Annotated in this window: 21 protein-coding genes and 2 pseudogenes; 7 read left to right on the top strand and 16 right to left on the bottom strand. The window is 63.9% G+C overall.

Going from position 1 to position 23,932, the window contains the following annotated elements; genetic code table 11:
- Window positions 1-8: 8 nt before the first annotated feature.
- The 6 genes from FVP33_RS04725 to FVP33_RS04700 are packed head-to-tail and all read right to left on the bottom strand — an operon-like array spanning window position 9 to window position 6,080.
- Window positions 9-1,070: a mandelate racemase/muconate lactonizing enzyme family protein gene (locus FVP33_RS04725; protein ID WP_147782500.1), complete on the bottom strand. Its 1,062-nt coding sequence runs from the start codon at window positions 1,068-1,070 to the stop codon at window positions 9-11.
- Window positions 1,067-1,981, bottom strand: coding sequence for a 5-dehydro-4-deoxyglucarate dehydratase (locus tag FVP33_RS04720; protein ID WP_147782499.1), 915 nt, complete (start codon window positions 1,979-1,981; stop codon window positions 1,067-1,069). Before FVP33_RS04720 ends, FVP33_RS04725 begins: the two co-directional genes overlap by 4 nt.
- Window positions 1,978-2,877: an NAD-dependent epimerase/dehydratase family protein gene (locus FVP33_RS04715; RefSeq protein WP_147782498.1), complete on the bottom strand. Its 900-nt coding sequence runs from the start codon at window positions 2,875-2,877 to the stop codon at window positions 1,978-1,980. The genes FVP33_RS04720 and FVP33_RS04715 overlap by 4 nt, the downstream gene beginning before the upstream one ends.
- Complete coding sequence (locus tag FVP33_RS04710; protein WP_147782497.1) at window positions 2,874-4,229, bottom strand: Gfo/Idh/MocA family protein; 1,356 nt, start codon at window positions 4,227-4,229, stop codon at window positions 2,874-2,876. Before FVP33_RS04710 ends, FVP33_RS04715 begins: the two co-directional genes overlap by 4 nt.
- Window positions 4,229-5,125 carry a carbohydrate ABC transporter permease gene (locus tag FVP33_RS04705; RefSeq protein ID WP_147782496.1) on the bottom strand — a complete coding sequence of 299 codons (897 nt, stop codon included), beginning with the start codon at window positions 5,123-5,125 and terminating at the stop codon, window positions 4,229-4,231. The genes FVP33_RS04710 and FVP33_RS04705 overlap by 1 nt, the downstream gene beginning before the upstream one ends.
- Window positions 5,115-6,080 (bottom strand): carbohydrate ABC transporter permease, encoded by a 966-nt coding sequence (locus tag FVP33_RS04700; protein ID WP_147782495.1) that lies wholly within the window; start codon window positions 6,078-6,080, stop codon window positions 5,115-5,117. Before FVP33_RS04700 ends, FVP33_RS04705 begins: the two co-directional genes overlap by 11 nt.
- 151 nt (window positions 6,081-6,231) lie before the next feature.
- Between FVP33_RS04700 and FVP33_RS04695 the strand changes: the two genes are divergently transcribed.
- The 3 genes from FVP33_RS04695 (at window position 6,232) to FVP33_RS04685 (ending at window position 10,457) form a co-directional block, all read left to right on the top strand.
- Window positions 6,232-7,236: a LacI family DNA-binding transcriptional regulator gene (locus FVP33_RS04695; RefSeq protein WP_281289366.1), complete on the top strand. Its 1,005-nt coding sequence runs from the start codon at window positions 6,232-6,234 to the stop codon at window positions 7,234-7,236.
- Between the two features lie 168 nt (window positions 7,237-7,404).
- Entirely contained in the window at window positions 7,405-8,724 is a 1,320-nt protein-coding gene (locus FVP33_RS04690) for an ABC transporter substrate-binding protein (protein WP_147782494.1), read from the top strand.
- Window positions 8,725-8,834: 110 nt separating this feature from the next.
- Window positions 8,835-10,457 (top strand): MGH1-like glycoside hydrolase domain-containing protein, encoded by a 1,623-nt coding sequence (locus FVP33_RS04685; protein ID WP_147782493.1) that lies wholly within the window; start codon window positions 8,835-8,837, stop codon window positions 10,455-10,457.
- 6 nt (window positions 10,458-10,463) lie between these two features.
- Here the strand turns inward: FVP33_RS04685 and FVP33_RS04680 are convergent, their stop codons facing one another.
- The 3 genes from FVP33_RS04680 to FVP33_RS04670 are packed head-to-tail and all read right to left on the bottom strand — an operon-like array spanning window position 10,464 to window position 14,189.
- A complete protein-coding gene (locus FVP33_RS04680) occupies window positions 10,464-11,861 on the bottom strand; it encodes a glycoside hydrolase family 5 protein (RefSeq protein ID WP_147782492.1) in 1,398 nt (465 codons plus the stop codon).
- 13 nt (window positions 11,862-11,874) lie between these two features.
- Window positions 11,875-12,888 carry a M24 family metallopeptidase gene (locus FVP33_RS04675; RefSeq protein ID WP_246142174.1) on the bottom strand — a complete coding sequence of 338 codons (1,014 nt, stop codon included), beginning with the start codon at window positions 12,886-12,888 and terminating at the stop codon, window positions 11,875-11,877.
- On the bottom strand, window positions 12,885-14,189 hold the full coding sequence (locus tag FVP33_RS04670) for an MFS transporter (protein ID WP_147782491.1): 1,305 nt from the start codon (window positions 14,187-14,189) through the stop codon (window positions 12,885-12,887). Before FVP33_RS04670 ends, FVP33_RS04675 begins: the two co-directional genes overlap by 4 nt.
- A gap of 108 nt (window positions 14,190-14,297) precedes the next feature.
- On the opposite strand from FVP33_RS04670, the gene FVP33_RS04665 reads away from it, so the two are divergent.
- A complete protein-coding gene (locus FVP33_RS04665) occupies window positions 14,298-15,413 on the top strand; it encodes a GDSL-type esterase/lipase family protein (RefSeq protein WP_425460940.1) in 1,116 nt (371 codons plus the stop codon).
- Window positions 15,414-15,830: 417 nt separating this feature from the next.
- Here the strand turns inward: FVP33_RS04665 and FVP33_RS04660 are convergent, their stop codons facing one another.
- The 5 genes from FVP33_RS04660 to FVP33_RS04640 form a co-directional block, all read right to left on the bottom strand.
- Window positions 15,831-16,418, bottom strand: a complete 588-nt coding sequence (locus FVP33_RS04660; protein ID WP_246142239.1) for a gluconokinase — start codon at window positions 16,416-16,418, stop codon at window positions 15,831-15,833.
- Between the two features lie 47 nt (window positions 16,419-16,465).
- Window positions 16,466-17,611, bottom strand: coding sequence for a galactonate dehydratase (dgoD, locus tag FVP33_RS04655; RefSeq protein WP_147782489.1), 1,146 nt, complete (start codon window positions 17,609-17,611; stop codon window positions 16,466-16,468).
- Between the two features lie 34 nt (window positions 17,612-17,645).
- Complete coding sequence (locus tag FVP33_RS04650; protein WP_147782488.1) at window positions 17,646-18,533, bottom strand: carbohydrate ABC transporter permease; 888 nt, start codon at window positions 18,531-18,533, stop codon at window positions 17,646-17,648.
- Window positions 18,530-19,453, bottom strand: a complete 924-nt coding sequence (locus tag FVP33_RS04645) for a carbohydrate ABC transporter permease (RefSeq protein ID WP_246142173.1) — start codon at window positions 19,451-19,453, stop codon at window positions 18,530-18,532. Before FVP33_RS04645 ends, FVP33_RS04650 begins: the two co-directional genes overlap by 4 nt.
- A 92-nt stretch (window positions 19,454-19,545) precedes the next feature.
- Entirely contained in the window at window positions 19,546-20,856 is a 1,311-nt protein-coding gene (locus tag FVP33_RS04640; RefSeq protein ID WP_147782487.1) for an ABC transporter substrate-binding protein, read from the bottom strand.
- Between the two features lie 136 nt (window positions 20,857-20,992).
- Between FVP33_RS04640 and FVP33_RS04635 the strand changes: the two genes are divergently transcribed.
- Window positions 20,993-21,805, top strand: coding sequence for a FadR/GntR family transcriptional regulator (locus FVP33_RS04635; RefSeq protein WP_147782486.1), 813 nt, complete (start codon window positions 20,993-20,995; stop codon window positions 21,803-21,805).
- A gap of 81 nt (window positions 21,806-21,886) precedes the next feature.
- Here FVP33_RS04635 and FVP33_RS04630 read toward each other — a convergent pair whose 3' ends face one another.
- Window positions 21,887-22,078: a hypothetical protein gene (locus tag FVP33_RS04630; protein WP_147782485.1), complete on the bottom strand. Its 192-nt coding sequence runs from the start codon at window positions 22,076-22,078 to the stop codon at window positions 21,887-21,889.
- Between FVP33_RS04630 and FVP33_RS20210 the strand changes: the two are divergent.
- Window positions 22,063-22,137 (top strand): annotated as a pseudogene (locus tag FVP33_RS20210) (hypothetical protein); the annotation flags it as partial. The gene FVP33_RS04630 and the pseudogene FVP33_RS20210 sit on opposite strands and share 16 nt — an antisense overlap.
- A gap of 151 nt (window positions 22,138-22,288) precedes the next feature.
- Window positions 22,289-22,384: pseudogene (locus FVP33_RS04620) on the top strand (IS5/IS1182 family transposase); the annotation flags it as partial.
- Window positions 22,385-22,491: 107 nt separating this feature from the next.
- Here the strand turns inward: FVP33_RS04620 and FVP33_RS04615 are convergent.
- Window positions 22,492-23,928, bottom strand: coding sequence for a gamma-aminobutyraldehyde dehydrogenase (locus FVP33_RS04615; protein WP_147782484.1), 1,437 nt, complete (start codon window positions 23,926-23,928; stop codon window positions 22,492-22,494).
- Window positions 23,929-23,932: the final 4 nt, after the last annotated feature.

The raw sequence follows: 23,932 nt of genomic DNA, 5'->3' as shown, positions 1-23,932 counted from the left end.
CTCCCCGTTCACGCGAACCTGATGCCAATACCGAGGGCGTGACCGCCGACGGCCCTGCCTGACACGATGTCTACTCCACTCGGCTCCGCCAACGCTCCGAGCGAGGCGAATCCTGCGTCCTCCACATCCTCCACCCAGCATTTCTCCGGCAGAGCGAAGGCCAGCTGGGCGGAGAGCTCCGGCAAGAGGTGCGGGGCGAGAAGCAGACCCGATTCCCGCGCGAGTTCCACGATGCGGAGGAAAGGGGTGATGCCGCCGACCCGCACGACGTTCGGCTGAATGACGTCGATCGCCTCGGCGTCGATGAGTTCCCGGAAACGGTGGATGGTGTGAAGGTTTTCGCCGAGTGCGATCGGCACGTCGATCAGGTCGTGAAGTTGGCGATAACCGCGGCTGTCGTCGGAGCGCAGCGGCTCCTCGATCCACTCGAGGCCGAAGGGCGCAAGCTCGGCGACAGCATGGGTCGCGCGGCCGAGATCCCAACGTTGGTTGGCGTCAATCATGAGTCGAAGGTTTGGCCCGATCGTCTCGCGGACGGCGGCAACCCGGTCGACGTCTTCGGCGAGGTCGGGCTTGCCCACTTTGATCTTTGCCCCGCCGTAACCGGCGTCGCGCCAACGCGCAGCCTGCGACACGAGTTCCTCAATCGTGTAGTGCAGGTTAACGCCGCTGCCGTAGGCGGGCAGGCTCTCATGCTTTCGGCCGAGCGCGTCGGCTAGGGCGAGCCCGCGCTCGCGCAAGTTGAGATCCCAGAGGGCGAGGTCGACTCCCGCGAGCGCGATTGTCGTAATGCCTCCGCCGCCGGCCTCGTGCACGTGCTCCCAGGCTTGCTGCCAGATGCTCGCGTCAGCCGGTCGGCCAGTCAACCATGGGGCGAGGTCGTCGCGGATGAGGGCGTCGACGGCAGTCGCTCCGATTGACGGGGTCCAGGAGAAGCCGTGGCCAACGATCCCGTCGTCGCGGCTGACACAGACTTCTACGACGCCGATCTCTCGCACATCTTCAGCCCACGGACGCGAGAGCGGTACATGGATGACGCGCGTCGATACGCTTTCGATCAGGCCCGTCATCCGACGAGCTCCCTCCCGCGCTCGAGGACGCGAGCGAGCCGCTCTCTGTGCTCGGCAGACGGGGCGACTAGCGGTGGCCGCACCCCCCCGACTCGCGCGCCGGCGAGTTCAAGGCCGGCCTTAATGAGCGCGACCGCGTAGCCAGGTGTTGTGTCGCGCAAGCGCACGAGAGGAACAAAGAAGCCCTCGAGAAGCTCATCGAGGCGCGCGTCGTCGTGTGCGATGTAAGCCCGGAACCAGGCGTTGGCTATCTCAGGCGCCATCGCAAACACCGCGGAGGAATATAGCGGCACCCCGACAGCCCGGTAAGCGCGCTGGCTTAGTTCAGCCGTGAGCAGCCCGTTGAAGAACTGGAGATCGCTGCGACCGGAACGACCTGCAGCGAGCACGAACTCCTGGGCAAGAGCGATGTCTCCTACGCCGTCCTTGAATCCGGCGACACGCGGGTTGGCCGCGAGGACTTCGAACGAGGAAATGCTCAGCTGGGAGGCTCCGCGGTGGTAGACGATGAGTGGTAGATCGGTTGCGGCAGCGATCGTCTCCACGTAGGCGACGGTCCCCGCCTGCGGACCGGTAACGAGATAGGGAGGCATGACCAGCAGGGCGTTTGCGCCGAGTTTCTCGGCCGCGATCGCACACTCGATGGCATGGCCGAGCGGGCCACCGGTGCCAGCGACCACCGGCACCGTGCCAGAGGTCACTGCGACCCCCCGCCCGACGACGAGCTCGTACTCGGCGAGCGAGAGCGCGTGGAACTCGCCGGTGCCACAGGCGATGAATACGGCGCCGGGGTTGTGCACGAGACGAGAGGCGAGATGTTCGTCCAGGGCATCTGGCGCCACAGCACCACGCTCATCGAACGGAGTGACCGGAAAGTAGAGCACCCGCTGTGGAAAGACAAGTTCACTCATGAGACATCCTCCCTAGCGAGTTCGGTGCGCCAAGTGCGCGACGCCCGCCAGCCCAGAAGTCTCTCGGCCCGCTCCGAGCTGAATATCGGTGCGTGGACAGCGAGTGCGCCGGCGGCCTCAACGAGTTCGGGCCGATAACGGGGGAAAAGGTCGGTAATCGGCTCCCGGGCAAGCGAGTCCGATGCTCCGACGAAGAAGGTTGCACCGTTCGGGATCTCGTGGGCACGATCAATCCAGGCGAGCACGAATTCGCCGACGTCACGCGCGTCGACGTAATTGAAAAGCGCGACCGCCGACAGCTCGGGCCGGTCGAGGCGTTCGATCACGGTGTGCCCCTGCTGCGTCGGCGCACCGGCCCACTCTTCGGGCGTGATCACGTAGCACGGCCGGAAAGCCCCAATCCGAAGGCGATCGCCGTGGGCGCGCACGACCATGGCGACAAGGCCCTCGACTGCCTGCTTCGCGAGAGCGTAGGCGTTCCACGGTGCGAGGGGGTGCTGCTCGTCGATCGGAAGATACGCCGGCTGCCACCCGTCCGGTGCGCCGTAGCCAATGACCGTAGGGCTGCTGGCAAACAGCAAGGATGAAACCCCGCTGGTCAGGCTTGCCTCGAGCACGCTGAATGCGAGACCCGTATTTATTGCATAGAGCTCAGGGTCGGGCCGGCCGAACGGAATGGCTATGCCTGCGAGATGAACAACTGCATCGGGCCGCACTTCAGCGAAAAGCTCTGCCGTTGCGTTCGCATCCGAGAGGTCGCAAGCGATGCTCCGTTCCGTACCCGCGGCGCGTGGCTCGCGGTCAACCGAGATGACCTCGTGGCCGGCACCGGCCAGCACGGCGACGACGGAACGTCCCAGCCGTCCGGAGCCGCCGGTGACCAGGTAGCGACTCACGAGCGATCCTCTAAAGACCCCGCAGCGGCGCCGAGGTCCAGATCGGTCATGCGCACCGCGGACCCGTTTTCCAGCGATCTGTTTCCAGCGAGGCCAACCACGACAGCGCGCACTCCGTCTCTCCACGACGCCGCGCGGCCGAGCGGATCGTCACCCACTCCACGGAACACGTCCCACAGCAGGGCGGTGTCGCCGCCGCCATGGCCGCCAGTGCCGGTGGGGATGACGATCTCCTCAGCCGGTGCGAAATGGCTCTGCACGGTGAGCGTCTCCGAGGTCGGCCTGCTCCCCTCCTCGACGACGAGATCGGGACGGGCACTCGGGTCGACGATGACGCGGCCCTGCTCGTCGAGTAGCACGGCGCCGCGTTCGACAACGCGCAACTCGGCGCGACCTTTGGTGCCGTTCACCGAGATCGTGTAGCCCTCCCACGGCGAATGGGCATTGAGCGAGTACGACATTGTCGCGCCGCGCGCGTAGTCAACGACGAGCGAGAGGTTGTCTTCGATAGTGATTCCCGGGTCGAAGACGTCTTTGTCTCGACGATAGCCGTCGAACCCCTCCTGCTCGAGGTAGAGCCCGCGAAGCTGGTCATCCGCCCGAAGATCCAAGCTGAACTCGTCGCGCAACGGGGAGTCGGTGGTGCCGCGCTCCGGGCGTTCGCCAATTCCCCGCGCAGTCGCGTTCTTGCGCCCGTAGAAGCGGAGTCCACCGCTCGCGAACACACGCGTTGGAACGTCGTCAATCCACCAGTTGACAAGGTCGAAATGGTGCGAGGACTTGTGGATGAGGAGACCGCCCGAGGTCTGTTTGTCTCGGTGCCAGCGCCGAAAGTAGTCGGCGCCGTGGGCAGTGTCGAGCACCCACTCGAAGTGCACGGAGGTGACGTTGCCAATCCTGCCATCCGCAATGACTTGGCGCAGCGCCGTATTGCGAGGGGAGTAACGATAGTTGAAGGTGATCGTTACATTGCGCCCTGTACGTTCTACGGCAGCCGCAATGGACCGCACGCCATCCGCGCTGGTTGTGAGCGGCTTCTCGATGATCGCATCGGCGCCAGCGTCGAGCGCGGTGACTGCTGTGGCCGCATGGAATGCATCGGGCGAGGTGACGATCACACGGTCGATCTGATGTTTCTCGATCACAGCGGCGAGCCGATCGGGAGTGAAGCGGTGGGGCAGCGGGACACCGGCCGGAAGTCTGGCTTCGTAGTAAGCAAGACGGCCGGGGTTGGTATCGGCCCAAGCGACAAGTTCGGCGACCTCGGCGTGGGCGCCGGTGATCGCATCGATGTACATCTGAGCGCGAGATCCCGTGCCGACGATCGCATAGCGAAGGCGTTCTTTGGTCATTACTTCATCCCCGTGGTAGCAAAGCCCTTGATGAGATACCGCTGGCCGAAGAGGAATACCACGAACAGTGGCACGAGCGACACCACGGACATGGCAAACATCGACCCGAAATCAGAACTCGATTGCGAATCGAGGAACCCCTTCAGCGCGACTGACGCTGTAAATAGCGCAGGAACCCGCAAATAGAGCAGCGGACTAAGGAAGTCGCTCCAGCTCCAGATGAAGGTGAATATCGCGGTCGTGGCCAGCGCCGGCGTCATCAGCGGGAGCGTGATCTGGAAGTAGGTGCGGAAGTGCCCTGCGCCGTCGATCCGCGCAGCCTCGAAGAGCTCTCCCGGAAGGGCGCGAATGAACTGCACCATGAGGAAGACGAAGAACGCGTCGGTAGCAAGGAACTTCGGCACGATGAGCGGCAAGAATGTGTTAAGCCAGCCGAGTTCCTTGAAAATGGTGAACTGCGGCACTAGCACGACCTGAAACGGAAGCATGATTGTCGCCAGCATGATCGCGAAGAGCAAGTTTCGGCCGCGGAACTTGAGCCGCCCGAACGCATACGCGGCGAGTGAGCATGAGACAAGATTCCCGATGATCGAGCCAACCGCGATCATCGTGGAGTTGAGCAGGAACACCCCGAACGGATACTGAAGGTTGTTCCACCCGTGGATGTAATTCTCGATGGTCAAATGGGTGGTGAAGATACTCAGGTCCCGAAAGATCTGGTCATTGGGCTTGAAGCTTGATACCACCAGCCAGAGAAGCGGATACATCATCACCAGTGCCCCCGCGATGAGCCCAGCATGCTTCAGCACCGAGGACACCCTGTTCCGACTGCTGCGATGAGCAATGCGCTTCGGGGTTGAGGGAAGCAATCGCTCGCGCGCGTTCTCAGTCGTCATAGAACACCCAGAATTTCGATAGCCAGAAGTTGAATGCGGTGAATGCCGCAATCACGATTAGAAGGAACCAGGCCATCGCCGAGGCGTAACCCATGTTGTATTGGAGGAAGCCGATCCGATAGAGGAACAGCGTGTAGAACATCGTCGAGTCGGCGGGCCCGCCCGTTCCACCGGAGACCACGTAGGCCTGGGTGAAAGTCTGGAAAGCGAAGATGATTTGGAGCACCAAGTTGAAGAAGATAATCGGTGTGAGAAGCGGAAGCGTAATCGAGAAGAATTTTCGGGCTCGACCCGCGCCGTCGACCGACGCCGCTTCGTGGTACATCTCGGGAATCTGCCGAAGGCCCGCAAGGAAGATGATCATCGGTGATCCGAAGGTCCAGATGTGCAGAATCACGATCGTGCCAAGAGCGTAGTCAGGGTGTCCGATCCAGCCCGGGGCATCGATGCCGAACAAGCCGAGGAAGCCGTTGAGGAGGCCGTCCTTGCTAAACACTTGGCGCCAAAGGATCGCGACGGCGACCGACCCGCCTAAGAGACTCGGGAGATAGAAGATCGAGCGGTAGAACCCCAGCCCTCGCATTCCACGATCGAGTAGAAGCGCGAGGGCGAGTGCGAGTGCGAGCTGAAGTGGAACGGACACAGCCACGTAGGTCACCGTGACGCGGAAGGAATTCCAGAACGCGGGGTCGGAGAACATCTTCATGTAGTTCTCGAGCCCGGTGAATACGGGCGGGTACTTGAGCGGCGACTTCAAGAGGTTGTAGTCCGTGAACGACAGGTACAGCGAGGCGAGTATCGGACCGATCGAGAAGACGAGGAGTCCGATCAGCCACGGCAACAAGAAGAGGAATGCCGCCCGATTGTCCGGCATCCGCTCCTTGAGCCGTGGGGTGCCGTCGCCCCTGCGGCGCGCGTTCAACGCCAGTGAGCGCAACTCACCGAGACCGCTCACGTTGACCTCCTCGTAAACTGTGAATCGCTTGATCGGTCACTCCGAGAAAGCGGTTTCACGCGTGATGTCCGATTATGCCGTTCTGACAGGAAATCGTCAACCCGAGCCCCGCGCCGTTATCGTTTGACCAGAGCTAAGAGGAAGGGCCGATGTGAAACGTCGCTCAGGGTCAGCAACGATCTCCGAAGTCGCGAAGAAGGCGGGAGTCTCTCCGGCGACCGTGTCTCGAGTCATGAATCAACGGTTCTTCGGCGATGCGACGATCGCCGAACGTGTGCTCTCTGTCGCGACGGAACTTGCCTACTCGCCGAGTCACCTGGCCCGCAGCCTCGCACTCGGCCAAACAAGCGCAATCGCATTCGTGGTGCCAGACCTTGCGAACCCCGCATTCCAGGCGATGCTGTCGAGCTTGAGCAAGGCGGCTGCGAAGGATGGATACCGGGTGCTCGTCGCCGATTCGGCCGAGTCGCCACGCGACGAGCCGGCTCTCGTCAGCGAAATCCGGCACCGCTGTGACGCAGTCGTGCTGTGCGCTCCACGCATGTCTGACGCGGAACTCGTCGCGATGGCTGACTCGCTGAGCCCTCTCGTGCTCATCAACCGCACGAACCCCAAGCTCGGCGCGCCATCGCTCTCGGTCGACTACCGCTCCGGCATCCAGGACCTCGCCCAACACCTCTGGGATCTCGGCCACCGCCATCTGGTTTTCGTCGAGGGTCCGGCCGAAAGCGTGTCAAACCGCCACCGCCTCGAGGGCCTTGCCGAGTTCGCGCGACGTATGCCCGGGGTGCGCATTGACCGGATGTCCGGCGGCGCGACGAGCGAAGACGGCCTCGCGGCGGCCGGCCCAGTGCGCGACTCCGGGGCCACGGCTGCACTCGCATTCAACGACCTCGTCGCGATCGGACTGCTCAACGGACTCATCCAACTCGGCGTCCGCGTGCCGGAAGACATGTCCGTGACGGGCTTCGACGACATCCCGTTCGCTAGGTTCAGCGCACCGACATTGACGACGGTCTCGGTGCCGAATGAGGACCTCGGGGCAGAGGCCTGGCATCGGATGCATTCCCTGATAACCGGAGAGACACCTGGGGCAAACATCGAGTTCCACCCGCGGCTCGAGGTTCGCCGGTCGACAGCCGCTCCTCGCAGCTGAATCTTTCGCCACCGTTGACAGATCCCGACGCGGGTGCTAATTTTCCGAGAAAGCGGTTTCACGACGGAGTCCTGCGCGTCGTACGATCGCTGGCTGGAGACAGAACAACTTCCGGCTACCTCCTGTAATCAGCATGGTGACCCCCACCACGACACGAATCGAGGCGCGATGACGCGCATAAAACGGTCCCTCGCGAGCAAGGCGATCCTCGGATCCGCCATCGCCGCGACACTGGTTCTGGCGGGATGTTCCACATCCCCAGCATCGAGTTCCCCCAAGTCCGATGCGGCCAAGAAAGTTACGCTGGAGATGTCTTGGTGGGGTGACGACGCTCGCGCGACGCTCTTCGGCCAAATCATCGACAAGTTCGAAGCGAAGTATCCGAACATCACCGTGAAGCAGACGCCGGTCGGAAGCCCGGACGACCTGTTCAACCGACTTGCGACGGACTTTGGCGGCGGCGGCACCACCGCTCCCGACGTGTTCGCCCTCGGTGGCGCGAAGCCGCAGGAGTACGGTTCGGCTGGAGCGCTGCTCGACCTCGCCTCGGTCAAGAACATCGTGCAGGTGAATAAGTATCCGGACTTCTCGACCACGAGCGCGAAGGTAAATGGCAAGCTTTACGGCCTGCCGACCGGCGGCAACGCAACCGCCGCGTTCGTCAACACCGACATCTTCAAGAAGGCCGGCGTGAAAGTCCCCGACGCGAGTTGGAACTGGGATGACCTGATCAGTGCCGCCAACAAGATCGGATCTGCTGGCCTGAAGTCGGCCACCGGTGCCCCGATCTATGGCCTCGACCTCCGTGTGGCGGACATCGTCGGCACCTACGCTGCGCAGGAAACCAAATACGGCGTCTACAACTTCAAGGGCAAGCTCGACGTCAACGCCAAGACGATCGCGGGTTTGTATCAGAAGGAACTCAAGCTCAAGAACGGCGGCGGCCTGCCGGATCCGACCATCGTCAGCGCGGGCTGGGCACTTCCGCCGGACCAGCAGTTGTACACCCTCGGACAGGCGGCGATCACCTTCGGTTACAGCAACCTGGTCGGAACCTACGACAAGGCCGGTGCCACACTCCTCCTGCCGCCGCCAACTGACACCAAGAAGAACGGCGTCGCGCTCCTGCCGTCGGCATTCTGGTCGCTCAATGCGGAAACCAAGCACCCGAAGGAGGCCGCAATGCTGATGAACTGGTTCCTCAACGAGCCTGCCGCCATCAAGCTGATCAAGGACACCCGCGGCGTGCCATTCAACCCCGACATGGCCGCGATCGTGACTCCGCTGCTCGAAGGACCAAGCAAGGACGCGGCGAAGTACGTGAAGTCGGTGCTCGATTCCGGCACAGTGGCTCCACCGCAGCCGAACGGCGGTGCCAACATGAACCAGTACACGCAGAATGGTGAGGCTGAAGTGCTGTTCGGTCGTCAGACGCCGCTACAAGCCGCTACAACCTGGGTCCAGAAGCTCTCGGCCGACCTGAAGTAGCCTTCGCTTGACAACGCTGTGGGCGGTCCTGACGGGCCGCCCACAGTATTTTTTACAGAAGCAGTGTCGTTTACAGAAGCAGTGTTTTTTACAAAAGAGTGGATGTAGTTGTGACCTCGATCGACGATGCACTCGCGCGGCTGAGGTCGTCTGCTGCCGTCGGTGACGGGCCCGTGCCTGATGGGATGCGTACCGCCGGGGTGCGCTTCGCGGCAATTGGCGGCCCCCTTGAGAAGCGCTGGAACCAAGCGCTCGTCGAACTCGCCGAGTGCATCCGCCCGCTCGCAGGCAGTTCGGCTGTGCTCAACGAAGGTGGTGTTTATCTGGGCAGCTGGATCGAGAGCACGGCGACCATCAACGCCGAGTTGCTTTCCCGCTTCGCGCCTAGCGTGACTCACGACACCCACCTGCTGTTCGCGCAGTTCCAGCGCGAGGACGGCATGATGCCCTACAAGGTGACGGACGCCGGACCGGCGTTCAGCCAGATCCAGATCGTCACCCCGTTCGCCCGTACCGTGTGGAACCAGTACCTGCTTTGCGGTCGGGATGCCTCGTACCTGCGCACGATGTACGACGCCATGGAGCGCTATGACGCCTGGCTCGCCGAGTATCGTGACAGCGGCGGCACCGGAGCAGTGGAGGCCTTCTGCACCTTCGATACCGGTCATGACCTCTCCCCGCGCTTCTGGTTCATCCCCGAACGCTGCTATCACGACGACGCCCGGCACTACGACCCGGCATCGCCCGTGCTTCCCTACATCGCCCCCGACCTGACAGCCAACGTCGCGTGCCAACGCTCCTATCTCGCGCTCATAGCCGAGGAACTCGGGCTCGACCCCAAGCCGTGGCGGGAGAAGGCTGCGGCCTCGCTCTCAGCACTGTTCGAGCAGTGTTTCGATGGGGATGACGCCGCCTTCTATGATCGCGACGCCACGGGTGCGCTGAGGCGCATCCAGTCCGACGTGCTGCTGCGTGTGCTGGCCTGCGAAGTGGGCGACGCGGTGTTTTTCACGGCCTCCCTCGAGCGCTACCTGATGAACACACGCAAGTTCCTCGCCCACTACGGATTCACCTCACTGGCCATGGACGACCCCCGCTTCGACCACGACTACTCACGCAACTCGTGGGGTGGGCCAAGCAACTTCCTCAGCCTCATTCGCGCGCCTCACGCATTCGAACATCACGGACATTTCGCGGAACTCGCAGTCTCGGCAATGCCGGTGCTGTCCGCGGTCGCGTCCTCCGACCGGTTCCCTCAGTGCCTCGACCCGTGGACAGGAACGCCCGGATTCACAAGCAAGTACTCGCCGTCGATCCTGTGGCTTCTGGACGCGATTGAGCGGCACAGCGGCATCCTGCCCCGTCCCGACGGTGAGCTGTGGTTCAGCGGTCTCATCCCAACCCGCCTCGAGCACGGAACGGCGACCACGGCCTCCGCCTACGCGCGCACGGTGGACGCCGTCGAGTTCGAACTGGCCGGTGACGACGAGTCGGTGATCGTCTACCGCGACCGCGTCGAGCATGTGCGCTTCCCGCGCGGATGGCGGGTGGTTACCGATCGGGCGGGCTCGGTCAGCGCCGTCGTGGGTCTGTCGCCGGTCGCTATTCCAGGTGAGCTCGTGGCCGAGGGACGCACGATCCCGCTCGTCGTCGGGCCAAACGAGCGCGTCTCGTTCCGGGACGGTCGTGTCGTCGAGCGCTCGGGCCCGGGGTTCATCGCACCCCGGGCCTGATCGGCGCTATCCCGCGAGGTGGAAGCGCAGAACCTCGGTGAGCCCGGTGCGTTCGATGGCGTTCTCGAAGCGAAAGGAGTGCGCGAGAGCGCGGGCTCGATCGGCATCGACGCCATCAAAGAGCTTTCCGAAGCGTTCCGCGAGCGGCTCGGCCAGCAGGATGTGGCGCACGAGGACCGCGATGTGGGGCTGGCGCCCCCACGGATACGGCGCGTACCCGGGGAACTCCCGATCGAAGGTCGCGTCGATCGGATCCAGGATGTCGCGGACGCCCGCGTCTGACCCACCCCAGGAGTCCACGCCCAGCCGCTTCTTCGCCTCGAGCACTGGTTCGATGAGCGAGATGTATTCGCTGTCGGGGGCCGCGTGAACGAGACCCTGGAGGCCGATGTCCTTGTAGGTCCACAGCGCCCAGCTCGCCCCGTGATCGCGGTAGACCTCGAGCTGGTCGCGCAGCAACTGATAGCGCCAGCTGTCCTGCGACCGGTCGGTCGAGTACACCGGGCCGAATTCACCGATCCAGATCGGGGTGCCCGTGCGCCGCATGTACTCGGTGCGACGGAGGAAGGTCTGCTCGATCACGTCGCGGTCAAAGTACTCGCCGCGCGTGACACCCGGGTACGCGGTGGCGCTCGTGATGCCGGGCAGCGCGTAGTCGTGCGCGGTGTAGACGGCGTTGGGCAGCGGCTCGGGCCTGGTATCGAACGCGCTGAAGTCGGTGGAGTATTTGTTACCGTCGAGAAAGAGCACGTGCCGCGGGTCGATGGCCCGAACGGCCTTCTCCACTCGCTCGTAGAAGGGCAGCAACCTCTCGTTGCTCGGGTCTGACGGCTCATTGATCGGGTTGTAGCCGGCGACTTCGGGCCGGTTCTTATAGCGGTCGGCAAGGGCCTCCCACAGGTGCACTACCCGGTCTTGGAAGTGCGGATGGTCCCAGAAGGTCGCGAGGTGCGTCGGGTTGTCGCTGTGCCAGTGCTGGTTTTGGTGGCCGGGCAGCGCATGAAGATCGATGATCGAATAGATGCCCTGCCGCGCAAGCAAGGTGATCACCCGGTCGAGCCGGGCAAAGCCTTCCTCTGTGAGTTCGAATGGCCGGTCGTCGTTCTCGAAGTGGCGATAATTCACCGGTATGCGCACCGAGTTCATTCCGATCGACGCCAGATGCGCTGCATCCGCCTCGTCGAAGAAGTCGACGTAGAAGGCGTCGAAGAAGGCGTCGTAGGCCTCCGGTCCCATCGTGGCGAGCAGTTGTCGGCGGATGCCCTGCTCCGAACCTGGATACCCGGTCACGAAGTTTTCCATGTTCATCCAGCCGCCGAGGCCGACGCCCCGGAGCAGCACGGTCTCGCCCGACTCGTTTACGAGCCGGGTGCCGTCCACGTGGATCCAGGGAAGGGTTGTCATTGGGTTTCCAATCTCATAGGTGCATCGTCAGGGGGCGAGGCCGGCCGGCGACCTCAACGGTTGGCCAGGCGGGATCGCGCGTGAGCAGTTCGATTCCCGCCGAGGTCGCCAGCACCGTGTCCTCGACCTTCACGCCCTGCGCGCTGGGGTTCCAGGCGAAGGCCTGCCGCTCGGCGATCACGCCGGTCGTGCTCAGGGTGACCTTGGGATCGCGACCGAGGTAGCCGGTCGGTCCGCCCTGGTGATGGTGGCGCCACTCGTCCGGGAAGCCGTTGGCGGCGTAGGAGGCCAGGAGCACCGCGAAGACATCGGCGATCGCTGCGCCCGGCACCGTCGCATCGAGCACGTCGGCCTCGACGGTGCGGATGCCGCTCTCCCCCGGGTGCTCGGACCCCGAGAACTGCACCCACCGGGTGAGATTCACGATCAGCCCGTGGCGGCGCGCGCCCACCACAAGCATCGCGCGCTCGCCGAGGGCCGCTGCGGTTGGCAGCGGATGTCGGTATCCGACCCGGCTTGCGCCTGCAACCAGCAAGACCACGGGCTCGGCACCGAGGGAAAAAAGGTTGTCGGCGAGGTCACCCGCAACCGACCGCTCCGTGTCCCCCGGCCGGGTTGCCGCCGCCACGGTCGTCAGCGCGGCGGCAACCTCGGCACCGAGGGTGCGGTATCGGTCGGCCTCGATTTCGGTGAGAGACGATCGCACGATCCGCAACTCGGACTCGAGTTGTTCTTCAGAGCGGATGCGCGGATTGCGACGCCATTCCTCGGGAACCAGCGGCTGCATCCAATCGACGGCCGTCGCATCCGTGATGCCCTCTTCCGCGATCAGGCGCTCAGCCTCCATGACGTGGCAGCGCACCTCGTCCCCGTCGCGGCCGACCAGCACCGCGACGACAGATGCCCCGCCAAGCGGCACACTCGTGCGCGCCCCGCCGAGGTACCACGACACGACAGCAGGGGTCTCCAGGATCACTCCGTCGACCCCGACCGGGAGCGCCGCGAGCACGCGTTCCCGGGCGGTCATTGCGGCACCTCGACGGGCACATATTCGCGCATCCCTCGTGCCCAGCGCGTCGTCGCGGCGGCGGCAAGCACAATGATCGCGCCACCGACCACCGGGGCCGCCCAGAATGAGAAACCCGAAAGGGCCCCGACCCACGCGTCGCCGACACGCGGACCAGCTGTGAGCACCACCGTAGTCAGTCCCTGGATGCGGCCGCGCACGGCGTCGGGCGCGGCGGACTGCATCATCGTGGTGCGGAAGATCGATGCGACGTTGTCCGAAGCGCCAGAAAAGAACAGAAGAACGCATGCGGCGATAAGGGGCACCGCGACGATTTCGGTGCCGCGAGCGTCCCTGCCCGCGCTGGCAATGACAATTCCGACCGCGAGGATCGAGGCGCCGAAGCTGGTTGCCGCAAGCCCGACCACAACACCCTGCCTGCGGATTCGCACTAGTCTCCCGGAAAACACGCTGCTCGCGAGCACCCCGATCGCCGCGCTCGACGAGAGCAGGCCAACGACCATGGGACCGCCTCCGAGGACCGTCGCCGCGAGGGCTGGGTAGAGGGCCTGGGGACGACCGAACACCATGCACACAACGTGAAGGAGAATCGGCGCCCGTAGCGCCGGACTCGTGGCTAGGAAATGGATGCCGTCGAGCACCGAGCGCGACCCGAGGCTCATGCGCTTCCCCTCCGGACGAATCGGCGGCAGCATCACGATGCCCAGAAATGCCGTCGTGTACAGAATGACGTCGATCGAGTAAGTCCAAGCGAATCCACAGCCCGCGATGAGCAGTCCGGCCAGCGCCGGACCGAACGTCACCTGCAAACCCGCGGAGACGCCGCTGAGGGCGGCCGCGGCTGGCAGCTGGCTCGCTGGCACAAGTCGCGGCAGTATTGAGAACCGCGCAGTGCCGACGATCGTCGAACTGACCGAACTGAGCGTCGCGAGCACGTAGAGCGGCGTGAGATTATTGCCGCCAACCCAGGCAAAGGCAGCGATCCCGCCAACGGCCACCCAGGAGGTGAGGGCCGCACAGAGCAGCACAATGCGCCGGTCGAAAGCGTCGACGAGACTACTACCGAAGGTGCCGACGACGATCATCGGTGCGAACGAGATGATGCCGACGAGCGAGACGGCGAAGGTCGATTTGGTCAGATCGTAGATCTGCACGCCGATAGCGACGACGGTGAGTTGGGCGCCTATTCCTGAGGTCACTCCGCCCGCCCAGAGGCGCGCATAGGCGGGGTTGCCTCGGAGCGGTGCTAAGTCAATTGCCCAGCCGTTGCGTGGCGTGGTTCTCTCGTCGGGCTTGAGCATCTGACAGTTTCTTCGTCGACCAGCATGGGATAACGTTCTTGTGAAAGCGGTTTCTCTAACCTAGCGGCAGGAACGGCGAAAGGACAAGGCGACGTGTCAGAGTACGTGATGACGCTGCAAGATCTCGCGAGCAGCGTGCATGGTGCCCTTGAGCTCGAGTCGGTTCCTGGCGGAATTGCACCGTTGCGATTGCCAGCCTGGACACGCGCCGAGCACGCCGACGGGGGCATAGACAGGATGTCGGCGCAGCTGAGCGGAGTCTGCATCCGACTTCTCACGGCGGCTCACAGCATCCAACTCGAGGCCACGTTCACCCGCACGGCTTCGCGAGCGCATCCGGCGCGGCCCTTTCGTCTCGTTGCCGAGACTGCCATGGTTAGCTGCAGTATCACGATGGACGAAGGGGATGTGCTCGTCGAGGCGTCCGACCGCACCGCGGTGCGTGAGCACGGTAAGCGCTCGCACGTGCACTTTGCGCTCGAGGCCACCGAGTCCGAGCGGGTCGTAACGATCTGGTTGCCGCATTCCGCCGCCTGCATCTTGCACGAAATGAGCGCCGACGCACCGCTGCGGCCCGCGCCCGAGAAGAGGGCAAGGTGGATTCACTACGGCAGTTCGATCAGCCACGGCTCGGACTTGGACGGTCCACGCGGACCATGGCCGCAGCAGGTGGCCCGCCGCCTCGACCTGGATCTAGCCAACATGGGCTTCGCCGGCAACGCCATGCTCGACCCATTCGTCGCGCGGTCGATCGCGCAGGCACCCGCAGACCTGATCAGCCTCAAGATCGGAATCAACGTCGTCAATGGCGACGCGATGCGCGCCCGCACCTTCGTGCCCGCCGCACACAACTTTCTGAACCTCGTGAGGGAGGGGCATCCGTTCACACCGCTTGCGGTCATCACCGCGCTCGCCTGCCCCATCCACGAGGTCGCGACGGGCCCAACCCGCGAGGCCTCCCCTGGCAAGGCCGGGGCGACACCGCGAGAGATTGGGGCCGGCGACGGCAGTCTGACCCTTCGGCGTACCCGCTCGCTGCTCGAGCAGGTCGTCGCGGCCCGTGACGACCCGGCGCTGCACCTCGTTGATGGGCTGACACTGCTCGGGGTCGAAGACGGACACCTGCCGGACAACCTGCATCCCGACCAATTCGGACACGACCTCATCGCGGCGCGGCTCACTCTGGTAGCGCGTCGCCTGCTGGAGGGACACCTGGCGATCTAACCAGGCGAGCATGCCGCGCAACGCTCTTCCGCGCCATGGCCGACGGTGGTATTAATGCACGCTGCACCTGCGCGGACGAGGCCGAAGATCAACCTCACTTTCGCCGCTTCCCGAGGCGAACCCCGCCGCCAGCCACGAGGGCAAGGGGCGCGGTAATTGCAGGTTCGCGATGCACGCGGAACAGTCGATCAATGCGGGCCACGTCCCATGAGGGCGGCACACCGCGACGGGCCCTCGTCGCCGCTCCTCTGCGGATCATCGACGAGCGCCAGAAGTAACCCACCAACAAGCGGGTGGTTCTTGCGTTGGGCGCTTCGCCCTTGAAGAGATTCTGGATGCAGTTCCCCACTTGGGAACGTGCACGCTCTAGTTATTCCTGGGGATTCTCTGGACACCTCGGCCGCGTTCGGGACATGGTCACCGAGCCCCAACCGGCCCCCGTCGATGGGGCGCCAGGGATTCCAGCGCCGCGATCGCTCGGGCAACCACATCCCCGATCGGTCCGTCCACGGATACCTCTACACCGCACTCTTCCGAGGCGAGAACCTCCAGCGCATCGAGTTGCGAGGCCAGCAGGCGGGACGGCATGAAGTGTCCCGCGCGCTGTTCGACTCGCGCGGCCAGGAGTTGCGTCGGGGCGTGAAGGTGGACGAACTGCACGCTGGGAGCGAGGCGGACGATTGCGTCGCGATAGGACCGCTTCAGTGCCGAGCACGCCATGACGATGCCGACGTTCGCGCTGAGTGCCATGGCGCGGCCGACTTCATCGAGCCAGGGCCAGCGATCTTCATCGGTGAGCGGCTCTCCCCCGGCCATCTTGAGCCGGTTGGCCTGCGGGTGGAGAGAGTCCGCATCGACGAATTCCACGCCGAGGACGTCTGCGATCAGGATGCCTGTGGTCGTCTTTCCGGCGCCCGAAACGCCCATTACAACGATCGACGGCCGCTCGTGAGCCGGGTGCAGCATCTCGTCGTACGAGCGATGCGCGAATTCGAATGATGGCACCAATTCGCTCCTGACCGAGCGCGGCGAGGAAGCCGCCCGAGGCCGGGTCACCATTCCGCCAGCGACCCGTCCGAGTGTCGCCACAGCGGGCTCCGCCAGGAGTGGCCGCGAGCGTCGGCCGCGCGCACCGCCGACTCGTCGATCTGGATTCCGATACCGGGGCCAGTGAGCCGTTCGATGTTGCCGTTGACGAACTGGAGCGGAGACTTGTCGAGCACGTAGTCAAGCACCTCGGCGCCCTGGTTGTAGTGGATCCCGATGCTTTGCTCCTGAATCAGGAAGTTCGGTGTCGCAAATCCGACCTGCAGGCAGGCGGCGAGTGCGATCGGGCCGAGGGGGCAGTGCGGGGCGAGTTGCACGTCGTAGACCTCGGCCATGGCCGCGATGCGGCGCACCTCGGAGATGCCGCCCGCGTGCGAGAGGTCTGGCTGGGCGATGGCGATGCCGGCCTGGAACACCGGAAGGAAGTCCTGGCGGTTGTAGAGTCTCTCCCCCGTGGCGACCGGCACTGATGTGGCCTGCACGAGTTGCCCGATTAAGTGCGAGTTTTCCGGCACCACCGGTTCCTCGATGAAGAACGGGTGCAAGGACTCCAACAGCGGCGCGATTCGGCGCGCATTGGCGAGGGTGAAGCGGCCGTGGAAGTCGACGGCCACATCGCGCTCTGGCCCGAGGACTTCGCGCGCCGCGGCAACCCGCTTGAGAACTCCATCGATTTCAGCGACGGTACCCGATCGGCTCATCGCCCCGGACGCGTTCATTTTGACTGCCGTCAACCCGACGTCGAGTTGGGCCTGCACCGCATCGGCGATGCCGCTCGGGTCGTCTCCCCCGACCCAGCCGTACATTCGAATTCTGTCTCGCACCGCGCCACCGAGAAGTTCGTAGACGGATACCCCGAGGGACTTGCCCTTGATGTCCCACAGCGCCTGGTCAATACCGGACACGGCGCTGCCGAGAACAGGCCCCCCGCGGTAGAAACCGCCCTTGGTCAGCACTTGCCAATGGTCTTCGATTCGCGCTGAATCGGTGCCCACCAGCAGTTCGGCGAACTGTTCGACCGCCGTGCGCACGGCATCCGAGTGCCCCTCGAGGCTTGCCTCGCCCCAGCCGACCACACCAGATTCGGTTTCGATCCGCACGAACAGCCACCGCGGCGCCACCAGGAATGTCTCAACTCTGCTGATGTTCATTGGCTGCCGTCCCTTGCTGCGTCGATCATGGCGATCAGCCCTTTGTCGCGCCGGCGGTGAGCCCGGAAACGATGTACTTCTGGGTGAACAACGCAATCACCATGATCGGCACGGTGACAACGACGGCCGCCGACATCAGGCTCCCCCAGTCGATGCTCGCGTAGGACACGAAGTTGAAGATCGCCACCGGGAGCGTCTTCGTGTTCGCCCCGGAAAGCACCAGGGCGAACATGAAGTTGTTCCAGGAGAAGATGAAGGAGAGGATTCCCGCCGTCGCGAGTCCCGGCGCCGACAACGGCAGGCTGATCCGGAGGAATGCGCCGATGGGAGTCAATCCGTCGACCTGCGCCTGTTCCTCCAGCTCAAGGGGCATCGAGTCGAAGTAGCTGATCATGATGTACACGATCAGCGGGAGCGCCACGAACATGTGGGAAAGGATCAGCACGCCGAAACCGCCGACCATCTTGAGGTTGGCGAAGATGAAATACCACGGCACCAGGAGGCTCACTCCGGGGATGATGCGAGCCATGAGCACGACCATTGCCGAACGGTGCATGGTGAATCGGCTCATCGCGTACGCGGCCGGCACTCCCAGGATCAACGAGAAAATGGTCGACCAGAGGGCCACCCAGAAGCTATTGAAGATGAACGTGAAGTAGTTGTTGCGACTCAAGACGTTGATGTAATTGTCCAACGTCGGTGTGAACGCAAAGGTCTTGCCCGGGTCATAGATGTCCACGTTTGTCTTCAACGACGCCATCACCATCCAGACCAGCGGGGCCACGAAGAGGACGACTGTGAGCGTGAGCATCAGCACCCGAAAGATCGGGTAGGCCCGCCCCTTCGAGCGCCGTTTGACGCTGCGTTCCGGTTCGGGTTTGGCACGAATCAGCTCGGGCTGGACTGTCAGGGTGTCGGTCATGACCGGTTTCCCTTTCTGCGATAAGTGACCATCCACATGATGGCGATGATGAGCAGGAAGAACAGGATGAGCACCGTGGATGCCGTCCCATAGTCGTTGTAGTCGAAGCTCAGCCCGTAGGCGTAGACGTTGAGCGTCTCGACCTCGTGGAACGAGCCGCCCCCCGTGCCCTTCGTCGCGTACAGGATGTCGAACGTCTTGAGCGCGTCGATGCCGCGCAGCACTATGGCGACGACGACCGTCGTGCGCATCAGGGGGAGGGTGACGAACCAGAAGCGCTGCCAGGCGTTCGCCCCGTCGATACGTGCGGCCTCGTCCGGCTCCTCCGACAGGGACGTCAGACCAGCCAGCAGTATCAGCACGATCATCGGGGTCCACTGCCAGACGTCGACGAACATGAGGGTGGGCAGTGCGGTCGCCTGACCGGACAACCACGGCTGCGGCGGAATCCCGATCCAGCGGAGGACCTGGTTTGCGAAGCCGATGTTGGGGTCGAAGATGAGTCGCCACATCATCCCCACCGCAACCGGGGTCGCCACGAGTGGCAGGAGGATCGCGACGCGCACCCATTTCTCGCCCCGAAACGGACGCCAGAGCAGAAGGGCGATCCCCATGCCGAGCACCAATTCGGCCGCGAGCGCACCGCCGGTGAAAGTGAATGTGCGAAGCACTGCGGGCCAGTAGCGATCGGTGTCGCCGAGCACCTTCAGGTAGTTAGCGATGCCAACGAAGCTGGACGGGGCTCGAACGGAGCCCTGGGAGTCGGTGACGCTCAAGTACGCCGTCCAGGCTAGCGGCACGGCGATGAGCAATCCGACGAAAATCATCGCGGGGGCGGCGAAGAGCCACTTGCGGTGACGATTTGCCCAGGCAGAATATGTCTTCCACGCGGTGGGCCTGATGGCGACCGTTGCGGTCATCGTGTACCTCGCACTCGGTGATGGTGAATGGAAAGCGGGTTGCGCAAGGCTGCCTAGCCCCGATCGGGGAAGGCAGCCTCACGCGCCGTTTACTACTTCTCGGCGTCCAGGAGCTTTTGGAACGCCGTGCTCGCCTGGTCGGCGGCGGCATTTGAGTCTCCGCCGGTGATGGCGACCACAAGCGGGTCGCCGACGATGTCACGCGACTCCGGCACTTTGATTACGAGGGGTCGGTCGTGGCCGATGCCGTTCTTCGTGCTGGCCGCGATCGCCGCCGCGAGGTCCGCGGGGTAGGTGGCGGTGCCCGCCTTGTTCGCCCAGACCGAGGTACGCGCGCTGGGAACACCGGCCTGCTGGACCGCCAGGGTCAGCTTCTTACTGGTGGCCCACTTGACGAACTTCCACGCGTTGGACTGATTGTCCGAGGCGGCGTTGATGCCAAGCGCCCAGGAGGGAACGTTGTAGGCCTTTGAGCCGCCGGGACCGGCCGGCATCGGTGCGAAGCCGACGGTGTCGGCGACCTTCGACTTGGCCGGATCGGTGGCGTTCTTATAGAGGCTGTCCGCTTCGGTGTAGAGGCCGGCATTGCCCTGGGTGAAGATGGCCATCGCTTCCGGCCAGCTCATGTCGGTGCTGACGTTCGCCGGCCCGTAATTGCGGATCAGGCCGCCGTAGTAGGCGTACGCCTTCTTGGCCGCGTCACTCGCGATCGCGGACTTACCGCTCTTGCCGATGAAGTCCCCGCCGAAGCTGTAGAGAAAGCTGGAGTACTGCGTCACCGCGGCGTTCTTTGCCGTGCGGGCGACGAACCCTGCGACACCGGGGTTCTGCGCTTTGATCGCCTTGGCCGCCTGCTCGAGCTCAGCCATGGTCTTCGGAACCTTCAGGCCGGCCTTCGCCAGCAGGTCCTTGCGGTAATAGAGCACTTCCTGTTCGGTGATGATCGGTACTCCGACCACCTTGTCCTTGTAGGTCGTGGACCCGACCGGGCCCGACTGGAAGTCGCTCCACCCCCACGCGGGGTCGGACTTCACGTCCGTGCTGAGGTTCGCCAGGTAGCCGTCCTTTGCGAAGAGCTTGCCTTCCTGGAGCGGACGGTACATCATCACGTCGATCTCGTTCGTCCCAGCGTTCAGCTTGACGTTGTACTGAGCGGAGAGTTGATCCTCACCGTACTGGCTGAGCTCTACCTTGAGGCCCGTTTCCTTCTCAAACTCGGGCAGCTTTGCCTTGATGGCATCGGTCCACACGTGGTTCGCGAGCGTGACCCGGATGGTTTTCGAGCCCGTGCTGGCCGCGGTGCTACCGCCGGTTGGGGCTGCTGAACTGCAGGAGGAAAGGACCCCCGCTGCCAGGATCGCCGCGGTCGCGATGACCGCAATTCGAACTGAATGACGCTTCACTGTGTCTCCAATCTTGATGGGCCTGCCGTAACGCGCAGACACCCAACGGATGCATCTTTACATCTGCCTCGTTTGAAGACGATACCTAATAAAGCATACTTATTTCAATTCAAAGAGGTAACGATATGATCAGCCCATGACGGAAGCCGCAGAATCAGGCCCGCAAGACGGTTCGTCCGTCGCGTCCGTGGCGATTGGGGACGTCGGGTCACCATGGACCGGACTGCACGCCCAGCTTCTCGACAAGGTCGGCCTGGCAATCTGCGCCGGCGACTTGCGCAGCGGCTCCGTTCTTCGAATCGAGGAGCTGGAAGAACGCTACGGCGTGTCCCGCTCGGTTGTTCGTGAAGCGATCCGAGTTCTGGCATCCATGGGCATGGTCGCCTCACGTCGGCGGGTCGGCGTGCAGATCCGACCGGCGACGGAGTGGAATCTCTACGACCCGCAGGTCATCCGGTGGCGTCTCGCCTCGCCAGGCCGGATATCCCAGTTGCGTTCCCTGACCGAGCTGCGAACCGCGATCGAACCGGAAGCGGCCCGGCTGGCCGCCGTGCGTGCGCCATTGGCGAACGCCAGTGAGCTCATGGGCCTTGCCGGAAAACTCTGGGCGGCCGGACAGGCAGGCGAAGAGGCCGCGTTTCTCACCCTCGACATCGAGTTCCATCGTCTTGTGCTGGCGAGTTCGGGGAACGAGATGTTCGCGAAGCTCAACGCCCTCGTTGCGGAAGTGCTCACCGGACGCACCCAATACGGGCTCATGCCTAGCCACCCGCACAACGAAGCGCTGCAACTCCATGTAAACGTCGCCAGCGCCATTCAGCGAGGTAACCCGGCGGACGCGCACGAAGCGATGCTGGGAATCATGCAGCGAGCGTCCGCTGAAATGAGTTCGATTTGGGAAAGCCACTCAACGGACATCACTGCGAATCCTTCGCCGAACGTCCCCTGACCGGGTTCTCTGCTGCGATCCTCCTGCCGGTCAACGCTCAATGAGAACAGCGGCTCACATGTCGCTGCTGCACCGTCAGCGCTACAGGTCCGCGACGCGTACGGCGAGATACGTGAAACCCATTCGGGCGCTGGACAGCAGCGGACGGTTGGTCGTCTCCTGCAGGACATCGACGAGTCGGAAAAACATGGACGCCCGCGCAAGGACCATCACGTCGACGTTGGGAATGCTGTGGTGATCGGCCTCTACAAGACCGAGTGCGTCAAGACCCATTCCGGACCATCGACGAGCTCGAACTCGCGACCCTGTCCTGGGTGCACTGGTTCAATGAGAACCGGCTGCACTCCTCGATCGGCTACCTCACCCCGATCGAATACGAACCGCAGTCCCCTGCCGTGAAAACACCGCCCAGCCGCAACCGCGACAGGGAGAACCCGCCCTCCACTAAATCCGGGGCGATTCAGTACCTGGGACAAGACCCTCGCGGAGCTGCTCGCCCAAGCCGATGCCGGTGGGTTGATCGAGCGGGAAGTGTCGGTGGACGCGACGGTGAACCGCGCGCATCAGCACGGCACGAACCTCGGGCTCACCACAGGGGGACCTATCGAATTACCCGGATGACGGTGTCGTCGCCATCGTGCGGTCGCATGTCTCTATTGTCTGGCGACACCCGGCTCGACGTGCCTTCAGCGGCCGATGAAACTCATGACGTGCTTGACTCGCGTGTAGTCCTCGAAGCCGTAGGACGAGAGGTCCTTACCGTAGCCGGAGTGCTTGAATCCCCCGTGCGGCATCTCCGCCACGATCGGGATGTGCGTGTTTATCCACACGCAGCCGAAGTCCAGGTGTTTTGCGAATCGCATGGCTCGCCCGTGATTCTGGGTCCAGACGCTCGACGCGAGGCCGAATTGCACGCCGTTCGCCCACTCGAGTGCCTGCGTCTCGTCGGTGAACGCCTGCACCGTGATCACCGGTCCGAAGATCTCGTTCTGCACCGCCTCGTCGGACTGCAGCAGCCCGGAGATGATCGTCGCCTCGTGGAAATATCCCATGGCTCCCTGGCGGTGGCCGCCGGCCTCGATCGTCGCATTGTCGGGTAGCCGCTGGATGAATCCCTGCACCTGGGCAAGCTGGTTGGCGTTGTTGACCGGCCCGAAGAGGATGTTGCCGTCGTTCGGGGCTCCGGTCACTGCGTTCGCCCTGACATAGGCGGCGAGCGCGGCCACGAACTCGTCGTGGATGCCGGCCTGCACGATGATGCGGGTCGCAGCCGTGCAGTCCTGACCGGCATTGAAGTACCCCGCGACCGCGATGCCGGCGACGGTGGATTCGATGTCTGCGTCGTCGAAGACGATGACCGGAGCCTTGCCGCCGAGTTCGAGGTGCACGCGCTTGAGGTCGGATGCCGCGGACCTCGCGACCTCCATTCCCGCACGGACAGAGCCGGTGATGGACACCATCTGCGGGGTGGTGTGCTCGATCATCGCGGCACCGGTCGTGCGATCGCCGGTGATCACGTTGAGCACTCCCGGTGGCAGGAATTCGGCCGCGATCTCGGCGAGGAAGAGGGTGGCCGACGGCGTCGTGTCCGACGGCTTCAGCACGGTGGTGTTGCCAGCGGCGATCGCCGGGGCGAACTTCCAGACCGCCATGTTGAGCGGGTAGTTCCAGGGTGTGACCTGCGCGATCACGCCGATCGGCTCGCGGCGGATGTGCGAGGTGTGGTCTTTCAGATACTCCCCGGAGGCCATGCCGCTCAGGTGACGGGCCTCGCCGGCGAAGAAGCGGATCTGGTCGACCGACAGCATGATCTCATCGGCCACTAAGCTCGCCCGCGGCTTGCCCGTGTCCTTGGATTCCAGGTCGGCGAACTTCTCCGCGTTGGCCTCGATCGCATCGGCGATGCGGAACAGCGCGAGTTGCCTCTCCCCCGGGGTGGTCTCGCCCCACTGCTGAAAGGCCTTCGCCGCGGACCGGAACGCGGAATCGACATCCGCCGCGCTCGAGACGGGCGACGAGCCGTAGACCTCCTCGGTGGCCGGATCGATGAGGTCGAAGGACGACTCGGCGGTCGCCTCGACGTACTCGCCGTTGACGAAATTGCTCAGTTGCGCGCTGCTCATGCTG

The sequence above is a fragment of the Lacisediminihabitans profunda genome (assembly GCF_008040105.1).
GTDB classification, from domain to species: domain Bacteria; phylum Actinomycetota; class Actinomycetes; order Actinomycetales; family Microbacteriaceae; genus Lacisediminihabitans; species Lacisediminihabitans profunda.
This window is presented reverse-complemented; position numbering and strand designations above follow the sequence as displayed.

Bases quoted from the DNA above. Each gene is read 5' to 3' on its own strand.
- FVP33_RS04675 (WP_246142174.1), bottom strand. From the start codon at position 12,888: ATGACCGCCCGGGAACGCGTGCTCGCGGCGCTCCCGGTCGGGGTCGAC.
- FVP33_RS04670 (WP_147782491.1), bottom strand. From the start codon at position 14,189: ATGCTCAAGCCCGACGAGAGAACCACGCCACGCAACGGCTGGGCAATT.
- FVP33_RS04680 (WP_147782492.1), bottom strand. From the start codon at position 11,861: ATGACAACCCTTCCCTGGATCCACGTGGACGGCACCCGGCTCGTAAAC.
- FVP33_RS04690 (WP_147782494.1), top strand. From the start codon at position 7,405: ATGACGCGCATAAAACGGTCCCTCGCGAGCAAGGCGATCCTCGGATCC.
- FVP33_RS04725 (WP_147782500.1), bottom strand. From the start codon at position 1,070: ATGACGGGCCTGATCGAAAGCGTATCGACGCGCGTCATCCATGTACCG.
- FVP33_RS04705 (WP_147782496.1), bottom strand. From the start codon at position 5,125: ATGACGACTGAGAACGCGCGCGAGCGATTGCTTCCCTCAACCCCGAAG.
- FVP33_RS04630 (WP_147782485.1), bottom strand. From the start codon at position 22,078: ATGGGTCTTGACGCACTCGGTCTTGTAGAGGCCGATCACCACAGCATT.
- FVP33_RS04710 (WP_147782497.1), bottom strand. From the start codon at position 4,229: ATGACCAAAGAACGCCTTCGCTATGCGATCGTCGGCACGGGATCTCGC.
- FVP33_RS04615 (WP_147782484.1), bottom strand. From the start codon at position 23,928: ATGAGCAGCGCGCAACTGAGCAATTTCGTCAACGGCGAGTACGTCGAG.
- FVP33_RS04635 (WP_147782486.1), top strand. From the start codon at position 20,993: ATGACGGAAGCCGCAGAATCAGGCCCGCAAGACGGTTCGTCCGTCGCG.
- FVP33_RS04720 (WP_147782499.1), bottom strand. From the start codon at position 1,981: ATGAGTGAACTTGTCTTTCCACAGCGGGTGCTCTACTTTCCGGTCACT.
- FVP33_RS04665 (WP_425460940.1), top strand. From the start codon at position 14,298: ATGACGCTGCAAGATCTCGCGAGCAGCGTGCATGGTGCCCTTGAGCTC.
- FVP33_RS04645 (WP_246142173.1), bottom strand. From the start codon at position 19,453: ATGACCGCAACGGTCGCCATCAGGCCCACCGCGTGGAAGACATATTCT.
- FVP33_RS04650 (WP_147782488.1), bottom strand. From the start codon at position 18,533: ATGACCGACACCCTGACAGTCCAGCCCGAGCTGATTCGTGCCAAACCC.
- dgoD (WP_147782489.1), bottom strand. From the start codon at position 17,611: ATGAACATCAGCAGAGTTGAGACATTCCTGGTGGCGCCGCGGTGGCTG.